Origin of the sequence: Mycolicibacterium gadium (genome assembly GCF_010728925.1) — a bacterium.
In the GTDB taxonomy this organism is placed as follows: Bacteria; Actinomycetota; Actinomycetes; order Mycobacteriales; family Mycobacteriaceae; genus Mycobacterium; species Mycobacterium gadium.
Window position 1 is genome coordinate 4,575,755 of record NZ_AP022608.1, and the last position, 22,802, is coordinate 4,598,556.

General features: G+C 66.8%; 21 protein-coding genes. 9 read left to right on the top strand and 12 right to left on the bottom strand.

The genetic code is table 11. The annotated features are described in order from the left end of the window. The first annotated feature begins 85 nt into the window (after nt 1-85). Complete coding sequence (locus tag G6N36_RS22630) at nt 86-1,309, top strand: alpha/beta hydrolase (protein WP_163689053.1); 1,224 nt, start codon at nt 86-88, stop codon at nt 1,307-1,309. A 24-nt stretch (nt 1,310-1,333) separates the two neighbouring features. Then, a complete protein-coding gene (locus G6N36_RS22635) occupies nt 1,334-2,749 on the top strand; it encodes a WS/DGAT/MGAT family O-acyltransferase (protein ID WP_163689054.1) in 1,416 nt (471 codons plus the stop codon). Here G6N36_RS22635 and G6N36_RS22640 read toward each other — a convergent pair. Then, nucleotides 2,739-4,007, bottom strand: coding sequence for an alpha/beta hydrolase (locus G6N36_RS22640; protein WP_163689055.1), 1,269 nt, complete (start codon nt 4,005-4,007; stop codon nt 2,739-2,741). The two genes, G6N36_RS22635 and G6N36_RS22640, sit on opposite strands and share 11 nt — an antisense overlap. A 41-nt stretch (nt 4,008-4,048) precedes the next feature. Next, on the bottom strand, nt 4,049-4,792 hold the full coding sequence (locus tag G6N36_RS22645) for a lysophospholipid acyltransferase family protein (RefSeq protein ID WP_235690314.1): 744 nt from the start codon (nt 4,790-4,792) through the stop codon (nt 4,049-4,051). A 176-nt stretch (nt 4,793-4,968) separates the two neighbouring features. Between G6N36_RS22645 and G6N36_RS22650 the strand changes: the two genes are divergently transcribed. The 3 genes from G6N36_RS22650 to G6N36_RS22660 are packed head-to-tail and all read left to right on the top strand — an operon-like array spanning nt 4,969 to nt 7,908. Beyond that, on the top strand, nt 4,969-6,210 hold the full coding sequence (locus G6N36_RS22650; protein WP_163689057.1) for a serine/threonine-protein kinase: 1,242 nt from the start codon (nt 4,969-4,971) through the stop codon (nt 6,208-6,210). Between the two features lie 46 nt (nt 6,211-6,256). After that, on the top strand, nt 6,257-7,039 hold the full coding sequence (locus tag G6N36_RS22655; RefSeq protein WP_163690828.1) for a crotonase/enoyl-CoA hydratase family protein: 783 nt from the start codon (nt 6,257-6,259) through the stop codon (nt 7,037-7,039). Nucleotides 7,040-7,083: 44 nt separating this feature from the next. Continuing rightward, nucleotides 7,084-7,908, top strand: a complete 825-nt coding sequence (locus G6N36_RS22660) for an arylamine N-acetyltransferase family protein (RefSeq protein ID WP_163689058.1) — start codon at nt 7,084-7,086, stop codon at nt 7,906-7,908. On the opposite strand, the gene G6N36_RS22665 is transcribed toward G6N36_RS22660, so the two are convergent. Together G6N36_RS22665 and G6N36_RS22670 are read right to left on the bottom strand one after the other, a co-directional pair. Beyond that, nucleotides 7,886-8,899, bottom strand: coding sequence for an acyl-CoA dehydrogenase family protein (locus tag G6N36_RS22665; RefSeq protein WP_163689059.1), 1,014 nt, complete (start codon nt 8,897-8,899; stop codon nt 7,886-7,888). The genes G6N36_RS22660 and G6N36_RS22665 overlap by 23 nt on opposite strands. After that, on the bottom strand, nt 8,896-10,053 hold the full coding sequence (locus tag G6N36_RS22670) for an acyl-CoA dehydrogenase family protein (RefSeq protein WP_163689060.1): 1,158 nt from the start codon (nt 10,051-10,053) through the stop codon (nt 8,896-8,898). The genes G6N36_RS22665 and G6N36_RS22670 overlap by 4 nt, the downstream gene beginning before the upstream one ends. A 40-nt stretch (nt 10,054-10,093) precedes the next feature. Here G6N36_RS22670 and G6N36_RS22675 point away from each other — a divergent pair, with 40 nt between their 5' ends. Both G6N36_RS22675 and G6N36_RS22680 read left to right on the top strand, forming a co-directional pair. Continuing rightward, the gene (locus G6N36_RS22675; RefSeq protein WP_163689061.1) at nt 10,094-11,068 is read left to right on the top strand and encodes a helix-turn-helix domain-containing protein; all 975 of its coding nucleotides are present in this window, start codon (nt 10,094-10,096) and stop codon (nt 11,066-11,068) included. Between the two features lie 5 nt (nt 11,069-11,073). Further along, nucleotides 11,074-11,595, top strand: coding sequence for a dihydrofolate reductase family protein (locus G6N36_RS22680; RefSeq protein WP_163689062.1), 522 nt, complete (start codon nt 11,074-11,076; stop codon nt 11,593-11,595). On the opposite strand, the gene G6N36_RS22685 is transcribed toward G6N36_RS22680, so the two are convergent. The 4 genes from G6N36_RS22685 to G6N36_RS22695 form a co-directional block, all read right to left on the bottom strand. After that, complete coding sequence (locus G6N36_RS22685; protein ID WP_163689063.1) at nt 11,592-12,212, bottom strand: TetR/AcrR family transcriptional regulator; 621 nt, start codon at nt 12,210-12,212, stop codon at nt 11,592-11,594. The genes G6N36_RS22680 and G6N36_RS22685 overlap by 4 nt on opposite strands. A gap of 31 nt (nt 12,213-12,243) precedes the next feature. Beyond that, a complete protein-coding gene (locus G6N36_RS30150; protein ID WP_264001522.1) occupies nt 12,244-12,378 on the bottom strand; it encodes a hypothetical protein in 135 nt (44 codons plus the stop codon). A 207-nt stretch (nt 12,379-12,585) separates the two neighbouring features. Continuing rightward, a complete protein-coding gene (locus G6N36_RS22690) occupies nt 12,586-14,061 on the bottom strand; it encodes an aldehyde dehydrogenase (RefSeq protein ID WP_163689064.1) in 1,476 nt (491 codons plus the stop codon). Between the two features lie 14 nt (nt 14,062-14,075). Continuing rightward, nucleotides 14,076-14,867 carry a class I SAM-dependent methyltransferase gene (locus G6N36_RS22695; RefSeq protein WP_163689065.1) on the bottom strand — a complete coding sequence of 264 codons (792 nt, stop codon included), beginning with the start codon at nt 14,865-14,867 and terminating at the stop codon, nt 14,076-14,078. Between the two features lie 35 nt (nt 14,868-14,902). On the opposite strand from G6N36_RS22695, the gene G6N36_RS22700 reads away from it, so the two are divergent. Further along, on the top strand, nt 14,903-16,063 hold the full coding sequence (locus G6N36_RS22700) for a glycosyltransferase family 4 protein (protein ID WP_163689066.1): 1,161 nt from the start codon (nt 14,903-14,905) through the stop codon (nt 16,061-16,063). Here the strand turns inward: G6N36_RS22700 and G6N36_RS22705 are convergent. Together G6N36_RS22705 and G6N36_RS22710 are read right to left on the bottom strand one after the other, a co-directional pair. Continuing rightward, on the bottom strand, nt 16,060-17,832 hold the full coding sequence (locus G6N36_RS22705) for an MmpA family trehalose lipid delivery protein (protein WP_235690139.1): 1,773 nt from the start codon (nt 17,830-17,832) through the stop codon (nt 16,060-16,062). The genes G6N36_RS22700 and G6N36_RS22705 overlap by 4 nt on opposite strands. 11 nt (nt 17,833-17,843) lie before the next feature. Continuing rightward, a complete protein-coding gene (locus G6N36_RS22710) occupies nt 17,844-19,040 on the bottom strand; it encodes a cell envelope lipid trafficking protein PgfA (protein WP_163689067.1) in 1,197 nt (398 codons plus the stop codon). A 232-nt stretch (nt 19,041-19,272) separates the two neighbouring features. On the opposite strand from G6N36_RS22710, the gene G6N36_RS22715 reads away from it, so the two are divergent. After that, nucleotides 19,273-20,394, top strand: a complete 1,122-nt coding sequence (locus G6N36_RS22715; protein WP_235690315.1) for an acyltransferase family protein — start codon at nt 19,273-19,275, stop codon at nt 20,392-20,394. Here G6N36_RS22715 and G6N36_RS22720 read toward each other — a convergent pair. Together G6N36_RS22720 and G6N36_RS22725 are read right to left on the bottom strand one after the other, a co-directional pair. Next, nucleotides 20,360-21,826, bottom strand: a complete 1,467-nt coding sequence (locus tag G6N36_RS22720) for an AMP-binding protein (protein WP_179964846.1) — start codon at nt 21,824-21,826, stop codon at nt 20,360-20,362. The genes G6N36_RS22715 and G6N36_RS22720 overlap by 35 nt on opposite strands. Next, entirely contained in the window at nt 21,826-22,797 is a 972-nt protein-coding gene (locus tag G6N36_RS22725) for a phosphotriesterase family protein (RefSeq protein WP_163689068.1), read from the bottom strand. Before G6N36_RS22725 ends, G6N36_RS22720 begins: the two co-directional genes overlap by 1 nt. Nucleotides 22,798-22,802 lie beyond the last annotated feature (5 nt).

The following is a 22,802-nucleotide window of genomic DNA, read 5'->3' on the forward strand; positions in this document are numbered from 1 at the left end:
GTCACAAATAACGTCTCGAGCGCAATCACTAGACATCTGGCGAATGTCCTCGTTTGGAAACTCTGTAGCGGGGTACAGTCGCGAAATGTCTCCTCAACCGGACACGCGGTACCCCGGACCGACGATCTGGACACGTGCCCGGTGGTTGCTGAACGCCGGGCCTTCGGACTACATCATGGCCATGAGCGTGGCGTCGGCGTCCCTGCCCGTCATCGGGAAACACCTTGAGCCTCTTGGCGCTGCCACCGCAATGAGCGTCTGGGGATACCGCCACCTCCCCGACTTCCTGAACGCGACGGCGAAGTCAGTGCTTAGCCCCGGAAGCGGTGAGCAAAAGCGCGCCGAGCGCGACAGCACCCAAAACGTCACCGCGACTGCGCTGCGCGGCATCGTCAACGCCAAGGATCTCGACATCGAGTGGCCGGCACCCGAGAAGGTGCCCCCGCTGTGGAAGATGCGCGAGCAGCGCCGCAACGTCCACCGCACGTCGGTGCAATACGGCCCCCGGCCGTCTCAGCTTCTCGACGTGTGGCGCCGCGAGGCTCTGCCCGCCGAACCCGCGCCGGTGTTCATCTTCGTGCCAGGCGGTGCCTGGGTCCACGGCAGCAGGCTGCTGCAGGGCTATGCGCTCATGTCGCACCTGGCCGAACTCGGCTGGGTCTGCCTGTCCATCGACTATCGAGTGGCGCCGCACCACACGTGGCCGTCGCACATCACCGACGTCAAGACGGCGATCGCGTGGGCGCGCGCCAACGTCGACAAATTCGGCGGCGACCGCAACTTCGTGACGATCGGCGGCACCTCCGCCGGCGGCCACCTGGCGGCGCTGGCCGGCCTGACCCCCAACGACCCGGACATGCAGGCGGAACTTCCGGAGGGCTCCGACACCTCGGTAGACGCCGTCGTGCCGATCTACGGCCGTTACGACTGGGAGGACCGCTCCACCGTCGAACGGGTCAGGTTCGTCGACTTCCTGGAACGCGTGGTGGTCAAGCGCAAGCTCGACAAGCATCGCGACGTGTTCCGAAAGGCGTCGCCGATTGCCCGCGTGCACTCCGACGCGCCTCCCTTCCTGGTCATCCACGGCACCGGCGACAGCGTCATCCCCGTCGCGCAGGCGCGCAGCTTCGTCGAGCAACTGCGCGCGGTGTCGCAAACAGTCGTGGGTTACGTCGAACTGCCGGGCGCGGGTCATGCGTTCGATATGATCGACGGCGCTCGCACGGGATCGATGTCGACCGCAATCGGGTTGTTCCTCAACCAGATTCACCGCAACCGGTCGCTGATCGGGGCGAAGAAGGTCATCTAGCTGCCCCGGGCAGGGAGGTAGCTTGTGAAGAGACTCAGCGGGTGGGACGCCGTCCTGCTGTACAGCGAGACGCCGACCGTGCACATGCACACTCTCAAGCTCGCGGTTATCGACATCTCCGAGCTGAAGGGCCGGCAGTTCGGCATCGATGAGTTCCGCCAAGTCATCCACGGTCGTCTCCACAAGCTCGAGCCGTTCTGCTATCAGCTCGTCGACGTCCCGCTCAAGTTCCACCACCCGATGTGGCGGGAGAACTGCGAGGTCGATCTCGAATATCACGTCCGCCCGTATCGGGTCGACAGTCCCGGCGGCCGCCGTCAGCTCGACGAGGCGGTGGGACGGATCGCCAGTACCCCGCTCGACCGCAGTCGGCCGCTGTGGGAGATGTACTTCATCGAAGGCCTGGCCAACGGCCGGATCGCGGTGCTCGGCAAGATTCACCATGCCCTGGCCGACGGTGTGGCCTCGGCGAACCTGCTGGCCCGCGGGATGGATCTGCAGCAGGGGCTGCAAACCGACCGGGACTCCTACGCGTGTGACCCGCCGCCGACCAAGAGTGAGCTGTTGCGAACGGCCTTCGCCGACCACATGCGGCACATCGGCCGATTTCCGGGCGTGGTGGCGTACACCGCTAAGGGGCTGCGACGGGTGCGGCAGAGTTCGCGGAAGCTGTCGCCCGAGCTCACCCGCCCGTTCACCCCGCCGCCGTCGTTCATGAACCATCGCGTCGATGCGCAACGCAAGTTCGCGACCGCGACGCTGTCGCTGGCCGACGTGAAGGAAACCGCGAAGCACCTCAACGTCACGATCAACGACATGGTGCTCGCGATCTCGGCGGGCGCCCTGCGGCAGCTGTCACTGAAATACGACGGCAAGGCCGATCACCCGCTGTTGGCTTCAGTGCCGGTGAGTTTCGACTTCTCCAAAGACCGGATCTCGGGCAACCGGTTCAGCGGCGTCATGATGGTGGTGCCGATCGAACTCGAGGATCCGTTGGAGCGGGTCAAGGCCGTGCACGACGCGGCGGTGAACGCCAAGGAAACCCATCACCTCATGGGCCCCGAACTCGTGAGCCTGTGGTCGTCCTACTTCCCGCCGGCACCCGCGGAGCGACTGTTCCACTGGCTGGCGGAGAAGGACGGCCAGAACAAGGTGCTCAACATCCCGATCTCGAATGTGCCAGGGCCGCGCGAGCCCGGTCGCGTCGGCGGTGCGCTGGTCACCGAGATCTACTCGGTCGGCCCGCTCACCACCGGTAGCGGACTGAACATCACGGTGTGGAGTTACGTCGACCAGCTCAATGTGTCGGTGCTCTCCGACGGCGCCACCCTGCGCGATCCGCACGAGCTGACTGACGCGATGGTCGACGCGTTCGTCGAAATTCGCTGTGCCGGTGGACTTTCCGAGCAGCTGACGGTGATCGAAAACGCTATGTCGTGATCGCCGGCACGGCCGACTCTGTCTTGGCCTGGCGCTTGGCGTGCACCCAGGAGAGGAACACCTCGACCGCCCGCGCCGTGTAGTGCGCGCGTGGCGACCCGTAGTAGAAGTCGAACGCGTGCTGCGCGTGCGGGATCTCCGCGTAGGCGACGGTGGACGTCGATACCTCGCGCAACGCCGAGGCGAACTCACGGCCCTCACCCACCGGGATGATGGAGTCGTCTTGACCGTGCAGGATGAAAAACGGTGGCGCATCGGCGCGTAACCGCCTGATCGAGGACGCGTCGAGGTACGTCTGCCTGTTCTGCGCGAACGGCTTCTTCACCACGAACTTCTGCAGGAACGCGATGAATTCCTTGCGGCCGGAACCGTGGGAGGTGAACCAGTCGTAGCGGCCGTAGATCGGTACGGCGGCCACGACCGAGGTGTCGGCATCCTCGAATCCGGGCTGCCACTGCGGATCGTTCGGTGTCAGCGCGGCCAGCGAGGAGAGGTGACCCCCGGCCGAACCCCCGGTTACCGCGACGAAATTCGGGTCGCCGCCGTAGTCGGCGATGTTCTCTTTGATCCAGGCGATGGCACGCTTGACGTCGACGATGTGGTCAGGCCAGGTGTTCCTGGGGCTGACGCGGTAGTCGATCGACAAGCACACCCAGCCGCGTTCGGCCATATGGCTCAGCAGGGCATAAGACTGCGGGCGCCGCATCCCGATCGCCCACGCGCCGCCGGGTACCTGCAGCAGCACGGGTGCCTTACCGTCGCGGGGCAGGTCGGCACGGCGCCAGATGTCGGCGCGGTTCGACCGGGCGTGCGGACCGTACTGCACGGTGCTCGCCTTCTCAACATAGCGCCTGCGGACCAGGTCGGTTGGCCACACGCCGATTTGGGTTCGGCGCCGCGGCTGCGACTGGGCGGCGATCTGTTCGTAGTCGTTGCCGAGCGCCCTGCGCAGTGGTTCCTCGAAGTGCGGTTCCGCGGCCACGTTGCGGCGATGGATGAGGTAGAGCAGAGCCCACGCAATTGCCGTCAACACCAACGCGATTCGGCCCGAGGTCCCGCGGAAGTCGCCGCGCAGGCCGCGGCGCAGCGCGTCGAGCATCGAGACGCCCATGTACACCGGTGACATCTCAGACGTCGGCCAGCCGAACGCAAACACCGGAATCGTGGGGTAACCCTCACGAGCGACGGGTTGTACGCCGTTGGCGGCGTTGACGAGTTCTGCGACCGCGCGCAGCACCGTGTAGCGACGCTTACTCATGAAAGACCTTGATAGCCACCGCGGCGATATTCAAAACCAGCTCAACCCAGTATCGGAAGCCGGCGTTCGCCGGCCAGTTCGTCCAGCGCCCGCTGCATCACATGCCGCACATGCGCGTCGATCTCGTCGATGTCGGGATCCTCACCGAACTCGGCGGTGAGGTCGATGGCCGGCAGCACCTTCATCACGATCTTGGATGGCAGCGGAATGTTGGGCGGAACCACCAGGGACAGGCCGAACGGGAAACCGAAGGACACCGGCACGATCTTGGTGCGCGCCAGACGGGCGATGGGCCCCAGACGCTTGGCCAGCCAGGTCCCGCGCGTAAGGAAGATCTGGGTCTCCTGGCCACCGATTCCCACGGCGGGCACGATCGGCACCCCGGCGTTCAGGGCGGCCTTCACGTAGCCGGTGCGGCCGCCGAAGTCGATCACGTTCTCGGTGAACGTCGGCCGGTAAACGTCGTAATCGCCACCGGGGAAGACCACCACCAGGCCGCCGGACCGCAGGGCTTCATCGGCGTTGGCGTGGTTGGCGCTGATGTAGCCGATCTTCTTGAAGAAATCACCGGTCGGGCCCACCGACAGCATGTCGTGGCTCAGCGTGTAGAGCGGGCGGTCGTAACCGTGGTGGTCGTAGAAGTCGGCCGCCAGAATCGGGACGTCCATCGGCAGCATGCCGCCGGAATGGTTGCAGACCAGCAGCGCGCCCCCGGGCGGAATGTTCTCGAGCCCTCGCGTCTCCGAGCGGAAGTACCGCTTCAGGAAGGGCCGCATGATCCCCATGACGCGTTCGGTCAGACCCGGATCCCACTTGGTGAGCTCCGAAGGTTCGGTGTCGGTCACAGCTTCCCCTTGCTTCAAATTGAAACGTGTTCTAGTTTACCCCGTGCGCGGCCGCCGAAATTCACCGCGCGAGCATCAGGGTTTGGCGCAGGGTCTGTCGGGCTACCTTATCGGCCATGGAGGGCCGCGAAGTGCTTGCGGGCCGATACGAGGTGCGGGGCCTGCTCGGCCGCGGCGGGATGGCCGAGGTCTACGACGGGTGGGATACCCGTCTGAGCAGACCAGTGGCCATCAAGCTGCTGTATCCCGCCTTCAAGGCCGACGCCGATGCGCGTCACCGGTTCGAGACGGAGGCGCAGGCCGCCGCCTCGCTCAACCATCCCAATATCGTGGCGGTGCACGATTGCGGTGAGCACGACGGGACACCGTTCATCGTGATGGAGCGGCTGCCGGGCCGCACCCTGGACGACGAGATCGCGACGGGGCCCATGGCGCAGCATCGGGTCCGGGCGATGCTCGACGACGTGTTGGGCGCGCTGGCGACCGCCCATGCAGCGGGGGTTGTGCACCGCGACATCAAACCCGGCAACGTCCTGGTCACCCATGACGGCGGCGCTATGAAGGTCGCCGACTTCGGCATCGCGAAGACCGCGGGTGCAGCCCTCACCGCAACCGGGCAGATCGTCGGAACGATGGCGTACATGAGCCGTGAGCGGGTCGCGGGTGCTCCCGCCTCGGTAGCTGACGACCTCTACGCGGTGGGCGTCATGTCATACGAAGCGCTCAGCGGGCGACGGCCGTTTCCGCAGGAGAACCCCGCGTCGCTGATCCGGGCCATATTGGACGATCCGCCCCCACGGATCGAGGCGGTTCGACCCGATGTTGACGTCGACCTAGCAGCGGTGATCAATCGGGCGATGGGCGCCGATGGCGTCGGCGCGAGATTCGGCAGTGCCGTCGAGATGCGGGCCGCACTCTCAGGCGCCCCGGATGCGCAGTATTCGACTGTAGGGACACCGGCAGCGAGGCACCGGCCGTCAACCAAGGTGCTCGCACAACCGCCGTCGCCGACCGCCAATTACCTGGCTCCGCCAGTCAACGACGCTCCATCAGCCAACTACTTCGTGCCATCGGCTCGCCGCAGGCCCATGAGCCGGGGGCGGAAACTGTTGCTTGCAGCGGCGGCGTTCGTCGCGCTGACCGTCGGAACGCTCGCGCTGGCCCTTGATCCGTCGTCGACCACGCAGTCACCACAGCCGATCAGCACAAGCAGTGCCGTTCCCGCGCCCCCGCCCCCGGTGAGTTCGCAGCCGCCGCCGTCGCCGACCTCCGTTCCGGTCGTCGATGAGGCGCCAGCTCCGAAGAAACCAAAAGGCAGGGGCAACGGCAACGGCAACGGCAACGGCAAGAAGGGCTGATCGTCGCGCGCCGCCGCCTGCCTAACACGACGGGGCGGCCGTTACGATCAGCCGCGTGAGTGACAACAGCGAACAAGCCGTCCTGGTCGAGCAGCGCGACCGGATTTTGATCATCACCATCAACCGGCCGCAGGCCCGCAACGCCGTGAACGCCGACGTCAGCCGAGGTCTCGCCGACGCAATGGACCGGCTCGACGGCGACGCAGGACTCTCGGTGGGTGTGCTGACCGGAGCAGGGGGTTCGTTCTCCGCGGGGATGGACCTCAAGGCCTTCGCGCGCGGCGAGAACGTCGTCGTCGAGGGCCGCGGCATGGGCTTCACCGAGAAGCCGCCGGCCAAACCATTGATTGCGGCGGTCGAGGGGTACTGCCTGGCCGGCGGATGCGAGCTGGCGCTGGCCACCGATCTGATCGTGGCGTCCAATGACTCGGCCTTCGGCATCCCCGAGGTCAAGCGCGGACTGGTCGCCGGCGGCGGTGGACTATTGCGGCTGCCGCAGCGCATCCCGCCCGCCGTGGCGATGGAACTGGCGTTGACCGGTGAGAACCTGCCCGCCGCGCGTGCCAAGGAGCTGGGCCTGGTCAACGTGTTGGCCGAGCCGGGGCAAGCGCTCGACGCGGCGATTGCGCTGGCGGAGAAGATCACCGCGAACGGGCCGCTGGCCGTGGCCGCCACGAAGCGGATCATCGTCGAGTCGCGCAGTTGGGGACCTGAGGAGATGTGGACCAACCAGATGAACATCCTGGCGCCCGTCTTCATGTCCAACGACGCCAAGGAGGGTGCGATCGCGTTCGCCGAGAAGCGCGCGCCCAAGTGGACGGGCACCTGACAGAGCCTTGACCTCAACGGTTCTTGAGGTCCCACGATGGTGTGATGACTGACCTGTCCGACTACTTCCTTCGTATCGGCTACACCGGCCCTGCTACGCCCACGCTCGAGACGTTGCGCGCGCTTGTCGCGGCCCACACCGCCGCGATTCCGTTCGAGAATCTCGACCCGTTGACGGGAATTCCCGTCGCGGATCTCGGCCGGGCGGCGCTGTTCGACAAGCTCGTGGCGCGGCGTCGCGGCGGTTACTGCTACGAGCAGAACGGCGTGATGGGATATGCGCTCGCGGAGTTGGGTTTTGGAGTGCAGCGCCTCGGCGCACGAGTCGTGTGGATGGACACCTCGGGTGAACTGCCCGCGATGACGCACGAGGCGCTGTCGGTGACCGTGCCCGGCGACGACGGGCCGTGGCTCGTCGACGTCGGCTTCGGAGGACAGACCCTGTCGTCCCCCATTCGGCTTGAGGTCGACACCGTGCAGCCCACCCGGCATGAGCCGTACCGCATTCTCTCCGACGGAGATGGCTACGTGCTACAGGCGCAGATCCGCGGCGACTGGCAGACGCTGTACATGTTCACCACGCAACCGCGCCCGCGTATCGACCGTGAAGTCGGAAGTTGGTATGTGTCAACGTATCCGCGGTCGACGTTCGTCGTCGGGCTGTCGGTTGCGCTGGTCACCGACGACGCCCGCTGGAATCTGCGTGGCCGCAACCTGGCTATTCACAGCGGCGGGGCCACCGAGCGCATCCGATTCGCAACCGCAGCCGACGTGCTCGACACCCTGACCGACAGGTTCGGGATCAACCTGACCGACCTCGGCGACCGGGTGGACGTCGAAGCACGCGTCAACGCGGTTCTGGACAGCTGACCACGACCTGCCACGGGTCCTCGGCGGCGAGTGCAATCCGCCCGAGTCGCCGCGCGTACTGCGTTGTCGCACCGAAGTCGTCGACCCAATTGCGGGCCCGCGTCGTGAACAGCCACAGCCGGTGCTCGACGGTCACGCCGATCGCGCCGTGCAGCTGGTGCGCGATCCTGGTCACCGACTCGACGGCGCGGCCGACGGCCACCTTGGCCACTGTCACCGCGTAATCAGTTGCCGCGCTGTCGAATCCGAAGTCAGTGGCGGCGGTGACGGCCAGATCGGTGGCGGCTCGCGCACGCTCGATCTCGCCCGCCATCTCGGCCAGTGAGTGCTGCACCGCCTGGAACTTGGACAGCGGACGGCCGAACTGAACACGCTCGCTGGTATGCCTCACCGTGAGATCCCGGGCGGCTTCGAGTGCGCCGATCACCTGCACGCAACGAGCCCATGCACCACGGCGGGTCAACTCGTCGATTACCTGAGCGTCGAGCACGTCGTGCGCCTGGAACTCGAAGTCGAATGTGCCGCGTGGCTCGCCGGCGAGGTTGTGGCTCGTCGCGGTCGGTTCAGCGGTCACCAGTCCGACGTACAGTCCGTCGGCCGTCTTCGCGGCGACCACCACGGGCGTCGAGTCCGCCCACAGCACATCGTGTGCCGTTCCCGCTACGGTGCCGTCGCGCAGGTCGGCATCTGCCAGCGCGACGGTCAGCGGTCCGGTCTCAGGGACGGTGACGTTGGCCTTGGCCGCGAGAAACATTGCCAATAGGTCGGTTTCGACGATCGGAACCGCTGCCGCACTCCGGGCCAGACCCGTGAGCAGTGTCGCCGCTTCCGCGGGCCCGGCGTCCTCGGTGGACGTCAACCGGCTCAGCCCGGTCTCTTCGAGGTTGCGCCACAGCTTCTCGTCGAATGTGTCGGGGTACGCGGGCCTGCCGTGCCGGGCTTCCAACGCGCGCTCACCGATGTCGGCGACGAGTTGTTCCAGTTCGTTCACCGCACACCCAATCCTCGTGCCACCACACCCCGCAGGACCTCGTTGGTGCCGCCGCGCAGCGTGAACAACGGCGAATGCAATCGAGCGGTGTCCAACAACGCACGCAGGCGCCGGGCCTCCGGGGTTCGACCGTCGTCCACTCGGTCGAGGAGATCAGCGACCAACTCGACGGAGTCCTGCTCGAATCGGGTGCCCAGATCCTTCACCAGGGCGGCGCTGGTCGCCGCGTCCTCACCGGCGGCCAGTGCGCGGGCCACCGAAATCGACAGCTGGCGAAGCGAAATCATCCGGGCCACGAGGTCACCGACCGCCGCGGCGGTGCCGTCGTCGGCATCGTCGGGCAGAGCGCGGATGGCGTCGCAGACCAAGGTGACCGTCGACAGGATGCGTTCGGGTCCGCTGCGCTCGAAGCCGAGCTCGGAGGTGACCTGCCGCCAGCCGTCGCCGATGCTGCCCAGCACGTCGGTATCGGGCACGAACACGTCGTCGAACGTCACCTCGTTGAAGTGATGTTCTCCGCCCATTTGCACGATCGGGTCGATCGTGATGCCGGGGGAGTCCAGCGCCACGAAGAACTGGCTGAACCCGGCGTGGCGATGTTCGGGATCGAGCGGGCTGGTGCGGGCCAGCACGACGATCCGTTGCGCGAGATGTGCGCCGCTGGTCCACACCTTGGTGCCGCTCAGCGACCAGCCGCCGTCGACCTGCTCGGCGCGCGTCTTGACCGCGGCCAGGTCGGAGCCTGCGTCGTGTTCGCTCATCCCGATGGCCGCATGCAGCCTGCCCTTGGCGATGACCGGCAGAAACTCCTTACGCTGCTCGTCGCTGCCGTAGGACAACAGCGACGGGGCGAACTGGCGATCGGCGAACCAGTGCGCGGCGACGGGCGCGCCGTGCGCCAGCAACTCCTCGGTCACCACATAGCGGTGCAGGTGCCCCAGCCCGTGTCCGCCGTACTCGGTCGGGATGGTCAGGCCGACGAAGCCCGCGTCGGCCAGCCGGGCGGAGAATTCACCGTCCCACCTGGCCAGCCAGGAGTCGATCGCAGGCTCCCAGCCGAACTTCTCGCGGTCGGCGACCAGAAACTCCCGGATGGCCGATCGTAGTTCGGCCAGCTCCGGGTCATTGGCGCACAGTTCGTCGAATTCAGTCACTGCCCATGACAGTAGTGGCCCCAGCGCAGCAGGAATTGTCATGTCCCTGTCGGGGTCGCGGCGACCATACTCGAACACCGTGAGCGAGCGATCCCACCGCGACCGACTCCGCGAACTGCTCGACGCGGTCGTGGACGCCGACAACAGCGACGTCGGCGAGATGGCGCGCAGCAGTTACGCGTCGGAGTTCCACTTCTCCCGGGAGGTCCGGCGGCTGACGGGGGAGTCTCCGGCCGCGCTGCGGCGCCGCATCATGCTCGAGCGCGCGGCGTGGCGTCTGCACCGGGGCGAGTCCGTGTCGGCGGTGGCCGCCGATGAGGGCTGGTCGTCGGCCGAGGTGTTCTCCCGCGCGTTCAGCCGTACCTTCGGGACGCCGCCGTCGCGCGCGGCCGAGATCGGATTCCGGCTGCCCGCACCGAACGGGTTGCACTTCCATCCCCCAAACTCTCTCTGGCTCGACAGCGACGAAAAGTCCGCTGGGGCCGAACAACCCGACATCTCGAGGTTGATGGTCGCCCACGACGTGGCCGACACCGCCTACCTCATCGATCAGGCGACCGGACTGTCCAAAGAGCAGTGGGCAGACGATATTTCGCCAGGACAGCAAGTGCTCGAATGGGACGGTCCCGAAGCGAGCGTCGGGGCGGTGCTCGGCGCCGTCGTGTGGACCAAACAGGTGTGGCTGGCGACGATCGAAGGCCGGGATTTTCCTGACCGTGCCGCGACACAGCCCGACACGTGCACGGCTGAACAGTTGGCCGATCATCATGCGGATATCGCAAAGCGCTGGAGCGCAATGGTTTCGGAGTACTCGGTGGCCGGGCGATTGGGCGATACAGTCATCGATGCGCTTTGTGACCCGCCGGAGTCGTTCCAGCTCTACGGAATTGTCGCCCACGTGCTGACCTTCTCCGCGCACCGCCGCGGACTGGCCAGGGCGATGCTTGCCCACCATGGCATCCGTACCGGACATGGTGACCCACTCGAATGGATGACGAAAGCGCGCGAAAGGTAACGAACATGGCCACCGTCTACTACACCGCGTCCAGCCTGGACGGCTACATCGTCGACGAGTCGGGCAGCCTCGACTGGCTTACGTCACGTGAGATCGATCCCGACGGCCCGTTCGGGTATGACGATTTCATGAAATCCATTGGTGCACTGGTGATGGGATCGGCGACCTACGAGTGGCTGTTGCGCAATCAGCCCGGCGCGTGGCCCTACGAACAACCGTCGTGGGTGCTGACCCACCGTCCCCACATCATCGTCGAGGGACACCCGGTGCAGACGTTCGACGGTGATGTGCGCCAGTTGCACTCGAAGCTGGTCGCCGCCGCCGCGGGCGAGGACGTGTGGGTGATGGGCGGCGGAGATGTGGCGGGGCAGTTCGCGGCCGCCGGTCTGATCGACGAGATGATCGTGAGCTACACCCCGTGCTCGTTGGGCGGCGGATCTCCGGTGTTGCCGATCCGCTCGGAATGGGTGTTGGCGGAGGCCGGGGTCAACGGTGAATTCGTTTGCGCGCGTTGGCGTAAGGCTTAGCCGACGGGGTTGGAGGGCAACCCGTAGCGCTGCACGAATTCCCTTGATTTGATCAGGAACTCGAGTTGGGAAGCGACGTCGTTCAGCGGGCCGACACTACGTGTCGACCGGCACAGTACGACCGCTCCCTCCAGTGCGGCGATGCACATGGTGGCCAGCGATGCGGCGTCGACGTCGGTAAAGCCGTCGGAGACGAACGCCCGAGTGAGCGCGTCGCGCCAGAGACTGAAAATGCTGCCGGCGACCGTGGTGAGCTGTGGCTCTTCGTCGGCCGAGCCGATCGCGGCGGCGACCACCGGACAGCCCGCGGTGAAATTGCTCTCGACGAGCAGTTCCTCCCAGAACACGACGAATTTTCTGACCAGGAACATGCCGCCGTTGGCGGCGGCTTCGTCGATGACCTCGGTGATGGCTTCACCGGCGTACTGCAGCGCCTCGGCGAGGATCTGATTTCGACCGTCGGGGAAGTGGTGATACACCGACCCGCGGGGTGCGCCACTGCGGGCCAGCACCTCGTCGATCGTGACGCCTGCGGCGCCACGCTCCCGCAGCACCTCGGCGGCACTGACCAACATGGCGGTGCGCGTGGATCCGCGTTTGGTCGCGGACTTGGTCATGCTGGGAGACAGAACAAACCTCCGGCAAAGGTCATGCGGCGCTGGTCTGCGGAAGCTGCGACTGGCGCCAGCCGAGCTTGCGTGAACTCGAGCGGACGAACGGTCGCCGGGCGTGCACTTCGTGGACGTATCGACGACCAGCGACGTTGATCTCAACGATCCACATGGCGTGCCTCCCTGCCTATGTCAAGCATCATAAAAGAGACAACACACGAACGCGAGAATTGTATTCCGCGTCACAGCTCATTCATCGGTAAACAGCAGGTAAATCGTGTATCTCCTGGCCGGGGGAGCGTGGACCGAAAAACGAGGATGCCCGCGACTATGGTCTACAGCATAATTTGGCGCTGCTGAAGCAAGCCGGGGTCGTCGCTCAGTCCTCGGGGGTGTAGCCGAACGGCAGGAGCACGCTCTTGGGCTCGACGTAGGCCTCGATACCTTCGGGTCCGTTTTCGCGGCCGACACCGGAGTTCTTGTAGCCGCCGAACGGAGCACAGGGATCGAATGCGTACATGTTGACCGCGTACGTACCGGTGCGGATCTTCTTCGCGATCTCGATCGCCTTCTTGTTGTCGGTCGTCCACACGCTGCCCGCGAGGCCGTACACCGAATCGTTGGCGATGCGGACGGCGTCCTCCTCGGTGTCGTAGGGGATCACCGCCAGCACGGGTCCGAAGATCTCCTCCTGGGCGATCGTCATCGAGTTGTCGACATCGGCGAAGACCGTCGGCTGGACGAACCAGCCGCTGTCCAGGCCCTCGGGGCGGCCACCGCCGGTGACGATGCGCGCGCCCTCTTCGACGCCCTTCTTGATGTAGCCCTCGACGCGCTCACGCTGCTTCTCCGAAATCAGCGGTCCGATCGCGGCGTTCGGATCGTCGGGCAGGCCGACCGGCATCGCGGAGATGAAGTTCGCGATCTTCTCCACGACCTCGTCATACCGCGAGCGCGGCGCGAGGATGCGGGTCTGCGCGACACACGCCTGTCCGCTGTTCATCACACCGGAGAAGCCGAGCATCGGAAGCGTGGCGTCCAGGTCGGCATCCTCGAGGATGATGGCCGCCGACTTGCCGCCGAGCTCCAGAGTGCACGGCTTGAGCTTCTCGGCGGCGATCTTGGCGATCTCCTTGCCGACGGCGGAGCTGCCGGTGAACGTGAACTTGTCCAGCTCGGGGTTGGACGTCAGCGCGCGTCCGGTCTCCGGGCCGCCGGGCACGATCGACAGCACACCCTCGGGAAGGCCTGCCTCTGCGAAGATCTCGGCCATCGCGAACACCGAAAGCGGCGTCTCCGCGGCGGGCTTGAGCACGACGGTGCAGCCCGCCAGGAAGGCCGGGCCCAGCTTGTTGGCCGCGAGGAAGAACGGAACGTTCCATGCGGTGACGGCACCGACGACACCGATCGGCTCGCGCACGACCAGCGTCTGCCCGTAGACGCCGTCGCGGATGTCGCGCCACGGGAACTTGTCGGCTGCGCCGGCGTAGTACTGGAACGCCGACATGGCGGCGCCGTACTGCATCATGTCGACGATCGTCTGCGGCTGACCGGTCTCCGCGGCGAGCAGGTACTTGAGCTCGTCGGCGCGCTCTTCCATGCCCTTGATGGCGGCGGCGAGGATCGCGGCGCGCTCCTGCGGCTTCATGTGCGGCCACGGGCCCTCGTCGAAGGCCTTGCGTGCGGCCGCGCATGCGGCGTTGACGTCGGCTTCGGTGGCCAGCGGCACCTTGCCCACCAGCTCGCCGGTGGCGGGTGAGCGCACCTCGATGACCTCCGAGGAGGCCGGCTCGACCCACTTGCCGCCGATGAAGAGCTTGTCCCACTGGGTCTTGAACGCGACGGTCTGTGTCATGACCGTCACATTACCTACGAAGCCCCGAAAGTAGAACCTGTTGCAATCGGCGGCTTCAGCACCAGCACCACATTGCTCACCGTGAACTCGCGCAGCACCGGGACGCGCACCATCCACCACGCCCATCGCGGGTGGTAGCGGGGGAAAGCGGCGAGTAGGGCGCCGGTGGCGTTCGCCCATTGCAGTCCGTCGGCGGCCGAGACCGCAAACAGTGACGAGCCGTAGTTGTTCTTCGGGGGGTGTCCGTGTTTTCTCGTGTAGCGCCTGGCGGCGCGCTGTCCCCCGAGGTAGTGCCACCCGCCGGTCTCGTGTCCGCCGAACGGGCCCAACCACACGGTGTACGACAGCACCACCACTCCGCCCGGCTTCGTGACGCGCAGCATCTCGTTGCCCAACCGCCAGGGCTCGGCGACGTGCTCTGCCACGTTGGACGACAGGCAGACGTCGACGCTGTCGTCCGCGAACGGCAACGCGGTGCCCGACGCCCGCACGTAGGCGGTGCCGTCGTTTCTGGCGGATCCTCCGTGCATCTCGGCCGGGTCGGGCTCGACCCCGATGTAGGTGAAACCCTCGCGCGCGAACGCCGTCGCGAAGTAGCCCGGTCCGCCGCCGACGTCGAGCAGGGTCTGCCCGGTCGGCGCGAGCCCGTGCTCGGCCCGCCACAGGTCGGTGATCAGCGCTGAGGTGTCTTCGGCGAGCGCACCGTAGAACCGGGCCGGATCGGGCTGCTCGAAGCGGAACTCTCGCAGTAGCCGCACCGACCTGGAGAGCGTCGCCCGACGGGCGAAAAGGTCGGTGACGGCCATCCAGGCCACCCTAGCCAGCGTCTAGGGTGGACGGGATGTCTGACCGAGGTGTTCGCTCCGTGCTGCTGTTGTGCTGGCGCGATACCGGGCACCCGCAGGGCGGCGGCAGCGAGACGTATTTACAGCGCATCGGGGCCCACTTGGCCGCATCGGGCGTCGACGTGACCCTGCGGACCGCGCGTTATCCGGGTTCGGCGCGGCGCGAGATCGTCGACGGAGTGCGGGTGAGCCGCGGCGGTGGCTCCTACTCCATCTACATCTGGGCGGGGCTGTCGATGGTGCTCGCCCGCCTCGGGCTTGGCCCGCTGCGCAAGGTCAGGCCAGATGTGGTGATCGACTCGCAGAACGGGATCCCGTTCCTGGCCCGGCTCGCCTATGGCCGACGTGTCGCCGTGCTCGTGCACCACTGCCACCGTGAGCAGTGGCCCGTCGCCGGACCGATGATGGGACGCTTCGGCTGGTTCGTGGAGTCGAAGCTGTCGCCGTGGCTACACCGTCGCAATCAGTACGTCACGGTGTCACTGCCATCGGCGCGGGATCTGGCCGCGCTCGGTGTGCAGCCCGACCGGATCGCGGTTGTGCGCAACGGTCTCGATGAGGCGCCCGCGGCCACCCTGACCGCGCCGCGGTCGGCGACGCCGAGGGTGGTGGTGCTCTCTCGTCTGGTGCCGCACAAGCAGATCGAGGACGCGCTTGAGGCGATCGCCGAACTGCGCCCGCGCGTTCCGGGCATTCATCTGGACGTCCTCGGCGGCGGCTGGTGGGCGCAGCGTCTGGTCGAGCACGCCGAACTGCTCGGCATCTCCGATGCGGTGACGTTCCACGGACACGTCGATGAGCACACCAAACACGAGGTGCTGCAGCGCAGTTGGGTCCATGTCCTGCCGTCGCGCAAAGAGGGCTGGGCGCTCGCCGTGATCGAGGCCGGCCAGCACGGTGTGCCGACCATCGGCTACCGGTCCTCGGGCGGGCTGACCGATTCGATCGTCGACGGGGTTACCGGCCTGCTCGTCGACGATCACAGCGGGCTCGTCGACGGGCTCGATCGGCTGTTGACCGATCCGGTGGCGCGCGACCAGCTCGGCGCCAAGGCCGCGGTCCGCAGCGGCGAGTTCTCCTGGGAGCAGAGCACCAGTGCGATGCGCACCGTGCTCGAGGCCGTCAACGCCGGAACACCGGTCAGCGGCGTCGTCTAGCGCTCCTCTGGCCCCGAGTGTGGGCTCGACGCACGCTTCTGGCGAAACAGCGCGCGGGTAACCCACGTTCGGCGAAAGATCAGCGCGGCCAGTCCGCCCAGCAGCAGCGCCAGCCAGGCGAGATGCGCGGCCAGCACGACACCGCGCCCCGATGCCCGCGAAAGGTCGCCACCCACGCGGTAAACGGTGAGATCGGCGTCGTGATAAGCGACGGGCAACGCCAATGTCTCTGCGGTGCCACCGGATTCGACGACCACCCAGCCGACGCCGGCGTCGGCTAACTGGTCGCGATCGGCACCGGCCACCAACAGCTGCTGCACCTCACGCGCCCGCTCACCCTCACCGGGCACCGTCCGGCCGCCGATCGTCAGGTCGCCCGTCGACAGCACGTCTGCCCGCACCCACCGGGGCAGCGGGTCGAGCACGGGCGCATCGCCCGCCCACTTGAAGCGCCGCATGCTGTCGACCGGAAGGACGGCAACCGGACGCGGATCGTCGTTGATCATCGCCGCTGCCGTCGCCCACCCCGCGGGGTAATTCACCGGTGCGACCTTGCCGCCCACTCCCCACGCAAGATCGGGCAGCGTCGCGATCAGCGCGGCACAGCAGATCAGCGAAGTCGCCGCGGCCGGAAGTCTCGGAAGTCCCCAAAGGCCCTGCCGCAGTGTGACGACCGCGGCGGCACCCGCGAGCGCGTAGCCGGGAACCGCCAACGCCACCCACTTCTGCGCGTCGCGCAGCACACCGAGTCCGGGCAGTGCCCGTACCGTCGCCTCGACGGCCACCAAACCCGGGCCGGTCGCCATGAGCGCGGGCACCACCACCGCGAGTCCGGCCAGGCACAACAGCGGCACCGCCGTGCGGTTGCGGATCACCACGGGCAACCCCAGCGCCACGATGCCGAGCAGGACGACAGCTGCGATGACGACGAAAAGTGTTGTGCGCGAAGCGGGTACGGCCTCACTGTTCCAGATCCCGCCGAGGCTGGCCAGAGTCCCGAACGTGCCGAGCCCGGGTTCGGCACGCGCCGCGAACGCCGCCACTCCCTCGGCCTGTGACGGCGCCAAGGACCTCGCCACCACCGCGGCCGCCAGCCACGGCAGCGCCGCGATCAACGCGGTGCCCAGCGCGATCGCAGCGCACCGCCAACGTGGCCAGCCCGCTCCCGGCGCGAACACACACACCAGGGCCACGCTCGCGGCGAGCATCAGCCCCGTCGGCGTCAACCCGGCCAGCGCGATCCAGAACACGATCGCGCCCACACCCGTCCAACCCGGTTCCGGCTCGCGCAGGCGCAGCATCGCGGTGGCCACCCACGGCAGGCAGCCATAGCCGACGATCAGGCTCCAGTGCCCCTGCAGCAGACGTTCGGCGACGTAGGGATTCCAGATCGCCAGCGTCGCCGCGACGCACTGGCCGGCCAATCCCGCTCCGGTTGAATTGCCGGCACCGCCGGCGGAAGGCAGGACCACAGCCGCCAACCGCGCCGCTCCCCAGCCGGCAAGCCACAGACCGACAACCAACAGCAGTTTGACCACCACCCCGCCGTCGATCACCGTCGACGCCAGCGCCACCGCGAAATCCTGGGGCAGCGCGCGCGGTGCCGCCTCCGCGAGCCCCAGCGCGGCATCCGACAGATATGAGCGCGGCGTGGACACCGCATCGCGAAGCAGCAGGTAGCCCGGCGCCAACAGCGGCGCGCTCACGGCCAGGGACAGCACCAGCGCATACGCCGGGGCGATCAGCGATCGCGCCCGTGCGGGCACCATGAAAGGCGCGGTCAGACCGGCCTGTCCGGCGGCAGATCGGTCGGCTTCTGCGCGGGCAGCTTCTCGGTCTTGGCCTCGGCGCCCGGCACCTTCATCCCCTGCGTGTCGAAGAAGCTGTGATCGGCCTCGTCGAGTCCGGGGTCGATGAGGGCGGACTCGGCCCGCAGGCTGAATGATCCCAACAGCGCACCACCGACCAGCGACACCAGGCCGATGGCGATGAACGTGATCGGCAGGATGCGCCCCCACAGCCCCACCCGGTCCCGCTCTTCTCTGGCACTGGCGACCTGGGACTCTATGGTCTCCTCGTTGTAGCCGACCCTGAAGTCGACGAAGGTCACCTCGGGCTTGAGCGGCTCACGTGCGTAGTAGTGGTAGCCGTGGTCCTCTTTCTTGACGATGGTGCCCGACACCGGATCCACCCAGAACGTGCGCTGCGCGGCGTAATAGCGCGACATCGTGATCCGCTCGTCGGGTTCGCCGGGGACACCCCACATCGCGGCGGAGGCGGTGACCTCGCTGTCGGCGTCGTCGTCGAGCAGTGACGAGTACTTGATCGGCTCGACGAGTTTGCCGTCGGAGTCGTATCCGACGTTCTGGCTGAACCGGTACGTCGTCAGCCCGTTGACGTCTTCCTCGCCGTCGTAGTTGGCGTCGAAGGGCTTCTGCGCGATCGGGTCGAAGACGGAATACGTCCGTTTTTCGGTGTCGAACGGGAACCGGTACGTCAGCCCTTCGTGCGGCAGCGCGATATTGGTGGGCGGCTGGTCGTCGTCGATGGCACGCGGCTTCTGGACCGCACCGCCGGGGTTGCTCTCACTCGAGACCGCTTCGGCCGTCTCGCGGTTGATCGTGACGGTGTCGACCATCGCGAGCAGCAGGCCCTCGTCCTGCTGCTTGTCGGTGCGGCGCAGGGTGCTGCCGACCTGCAGTGTCACCACGTCCGCGTTCGACGGTGCCTCGACGGAGACCTGCTCCTGCAGCGCCAGCGGGACATCACGGTCGATGACGAACTTCTCCCGGTTCAGCGAGGCCGGATCGAACGCCGTCCCGGTGCCATCACTGATCAGTGTCGCGTCCAGGTTCAGCGGAACCTTCGCGATCTTCCCGAGGGTATAGGTCGACAGCAAGAGCGCGGCGATCAACAAGCCAGCGCCCAGCCCCATAATGCCGCAAGCCGCGATACGGAGCGCCACTGCGCGGTTCAAACCGTGCCTCCTTCACCTGCGGGAGTCCCGCAAACCCGTTCGACCCTAACAGCACAAGTTAAGTTGGATGTTTACTCCGAGTGCAGCCAACCTTGAGCCGCCCGAGTACCCGTATTCAGCGGCTTTCCCTCCTCCCGGCACACTGTTTGTCGTGACGGATTCCAGCAGTGACTCCGGCGGCGCCGAAGACGCCGTCGGCGGAACGCGCGGATTCCTGCCCGCCGTCGAGGGCATGCGGGCCTGCGCGGCGGTCGGCGTCGTCGTGACCCACGTGGCTTTCCAGACCGGTCACACCGGCGGGGTCACCGGCCGGTTCTTCGGCAGATTCGACCTCGCGGTCGCGGTGTTCTTCGCGCTCTCGGGCTTCCTGTTGTGGCGCGGTCACGCCGCCGCGGCCCGCGGTCTGCGACCGAAGCCGCCGACGGGGCACTACCTGCGATCACGGATCGTGCGCATCATGCCCGGCTATCTGGTTGCGGTCGTGGTGATCCTCACGTTGCTGCCGGAGGCCAAGGCCGACCTGACGGTGTGGCTGGCCAACCTGACGCTCACCCAGATATATGTGCCGCTGACGCTGACCGCCGGTCTCACCCAGATGTGGAGCCTGTCGGTGGAAGTGGCGTTCTACCTTGCGCTGCCGTTCCTGGCGCTGCTGGCGCGACGCCTGCCGGTGCGGACCCGAATCCCCGTCATCGCGGCGACGGCGGTGGCCAGCTTCGCCTGGGCTGTGCTGGTTGGGGCCAGCCCGGTCTCCGCGCCCTACGGCGTCAACCCGCTGAACTGGCCGCCGGCGTTCTTCTCCTGGTTCGCGGCAGGCATGCTGCTGGCCGAGTTGACCGTGACGCCCGTCGGGTGGGCGCACCGGCTGGCCAGGAGACGCGTGCTGATGGCAGGCATCGCGGTCGTCGCGTTCGCGGTGGCCGCGTCACCGATCGCCGGTCCCGAGGGGCTGACGCCGGGCACGGTGAGCCAGTTCATCGTGAAGACCGCGATGGGTGCGGTCGTCGCCGCCGCCTTGATCGCCCCGCTGGTGCTGGACCGGCCCGACACCTCACACCGCTTGCTGGGCAGCCCGACGATGGTGACGCTCGGCCGATGGTCCTACGGTCTGTTCGTCTGGCACCTCGCGGCGCTGGCGATGGTGTTCCCGGTCATCGGCGAGTTCGCCTTCAACGGGCACATGCCGATCGTGCTCTTGCTGACGGTGGTGTTCGGATTCGCCATCGCGGCCGTGAGCTACGCGCTGGTCGAGTCACCGTGCCGAAACGCGTTGCGGCGCTGGGAGAGACGAAACGATCCAACACCCCTTGACAGCTCGGTCACCGATGTGACGGAGCCTGCAATCGCGCGATGACCTCGTCGCGTACCGCGGACCGGCGCGCCTTACCCGCATCGTCACGCAGCGGGGTATCGCTGAACTCCACTTCGCGGGGCAGCTTGTAGCCGTCCAGACGGTCCGACAGGAACTCGATGACCGTCGCCTCGTCGAGTCCGTCGGCCTGCACGATCGCATGCGGCACCTGCCCCAGATCCTCATGCGGTATGCCAACCACCAGACAGGACAACACATTCGGGTGTGCCGACAGCGCCGACTCGATCTCCGCGGGGTAGACGTTGCGGCCGCCGACGGTGAACATGTCCACGCGGCGGTCGTTCAGATACAGGAAGCCGTCCTCGTCGAAATAGCCGAGATCGCCCAGCGAATCCCAGCCGTCGCGTTGTTTCGCGGTGGCGCCGATGTAGCGGTACGTCGGCGAGGTTCCAGGCGAGCGCCGCATGTAGATCTCGCCGGTCTCGCCGGGCGGGCACTCGTTCCCGTCGTCGTCGAGCACCTTCATCTCGCCGGCGACCACCACGCCGACCGACCCCGGATGGGTCAGCCACTGGTCGCCGGAGATGAACGTCAGCGCCTGTAATTCGGTGCCGCCGTACAGTTCCCATACTGCGTCCGGTCCGAGGATGTCGATCCACGCCTGTTTGACCGACGGTGGACACGGCGCGGCCACGTGCCACAGCCGCCGGATCGAGGACAGGTCGTAGGAGTCGGGATTCGCGCGGTATACCGGGAGCAGGCGCTGCATGATCGTGGGAACTGTGGAGAGGAAGCTGACGCGGTGCTCGGTGACCAGCCGCAGGAATTCGTGCGCATCGAACCGCGGCATCACCACGAGGTGATGACCCTGCACGAGCCCGATCGCCATCGTCGTGAAACCGGTGTTGTGGGTCAGCGGCACCGACATCAGGTTGACATCACCGTCCGCCGAACCCATCACGTACCCGGCCAGCGGTGAGAAACGGCTGTCGATACCCGCCTCGATGAGTTTCGGTCTTCCGGTGCTGCCGCCCGAGGCCATGGCTTTGAGCACGGGCGAGACGATCTCTGGAAGAGCTTCGTCGGAGAGTGCCGCATCCGGTGTGAAATCCGCTGCGACGCTTCGCGATACCCCGTTCGGATCATTGCGACCGACGATGAGCTTCGGTGGCCGCAGCTCCAAGAGGGCGGCCAACTCGGCATCGGGCATCAGCGCCGAAAGCGGCTGTGGGATTCCGCCCAGCTTCCAGATGGCCAGCACAGCCTGGACGAACTCGATGGAGTTCGGCAGCACGATCGTGACGTAATCGCCCTGTCCGACACCGAGTTCGCCGTAGGCGCGAGCGAGCCGGTTGGTCGACGCGTCGAGCTCGCGGCGCGTGATCGTGCGGCCTGCGCAGGTGATCGCAGGGGCGTCCGGTTCTGATTCGGCGAGCGTGGAGAACTGGGTGGGGATGGGTGGAACGTCAGCCATCAGTAGGCGCCCTGGGCTTCGAAGATCCGGCGCGGATTGTCGACGAACATCGTGGTGAGTTGTTCGTCGGTGACGCCGCGCTCTTTCAGCGCCGGGACCACGTCGTTGTGGATGTGCAGGTAATGCCAGTTCGGCATCACTACCGGCACCATGTCCTCCGGTAGCCAGTCCATGAGGCACGCAGCGTCATGGGAGAGCACCATCTTGTCGGCATGGCCGCGCTCGCACATCTGCGCCACGGTGTTGACGCGCTCCTCGAAACCGAGGAAGACGTCGACGCCGAACCGGTCCATCCCGATGTAGGAGCCCGCCTCGACGAGCTCGGTGAGGTAACCGAGGTCGGTGGAATCGCCGGAGTGGCCGATGACCACGCGGGACAGGTCTACGCCCTCTTCGGCGAAGATCCGCTGCTGCTCGAGACCGCGACGGGTCGCCGCGTGCGTGTGCGTCGAGATCGGCACACCCGTGCGTCGGTGCGCCTGCGCCACCGCGCGCAATACCCGCTCCACTCCGGGCGTCACTCCCGGTTCGTCGGTGGCGCACTTCAGGATGGCCGCTTTGATGCCGGTGCCCGCAATACCGTTCTCGATGTCGCTGACGAACATGTCGACCATCGGCTCGCCCAGCGGGGTTTCGGGTCCGCTGAAGTGGAAGAACATCGGCACGTCGTTGTAGGTGTAGACGCCGGTCGCCACGACGATGTTGAGGTCGGTCTGCTCGGCGATCTGCGCGATGCGCGGAATGTATCGACCGAGCCCGATGACGGTGAGGTCCACAATGGTGTCGACACCCCGCGCCTTGAGTTCATTGAGTCGCGTGACCGCGTCGGCCTGACGCTTGGCCTCATCGCCCCAGACTTCGGGGAAATTGTGGTGGATCTCTGGAGACAGCACGAAAACGTGTTCGTGCATGAGCGTGACCCCCAGGTCGGTCGTGGTGATCTCGCCCCGGGCGGTATTCAGCTGCGGCACATAGC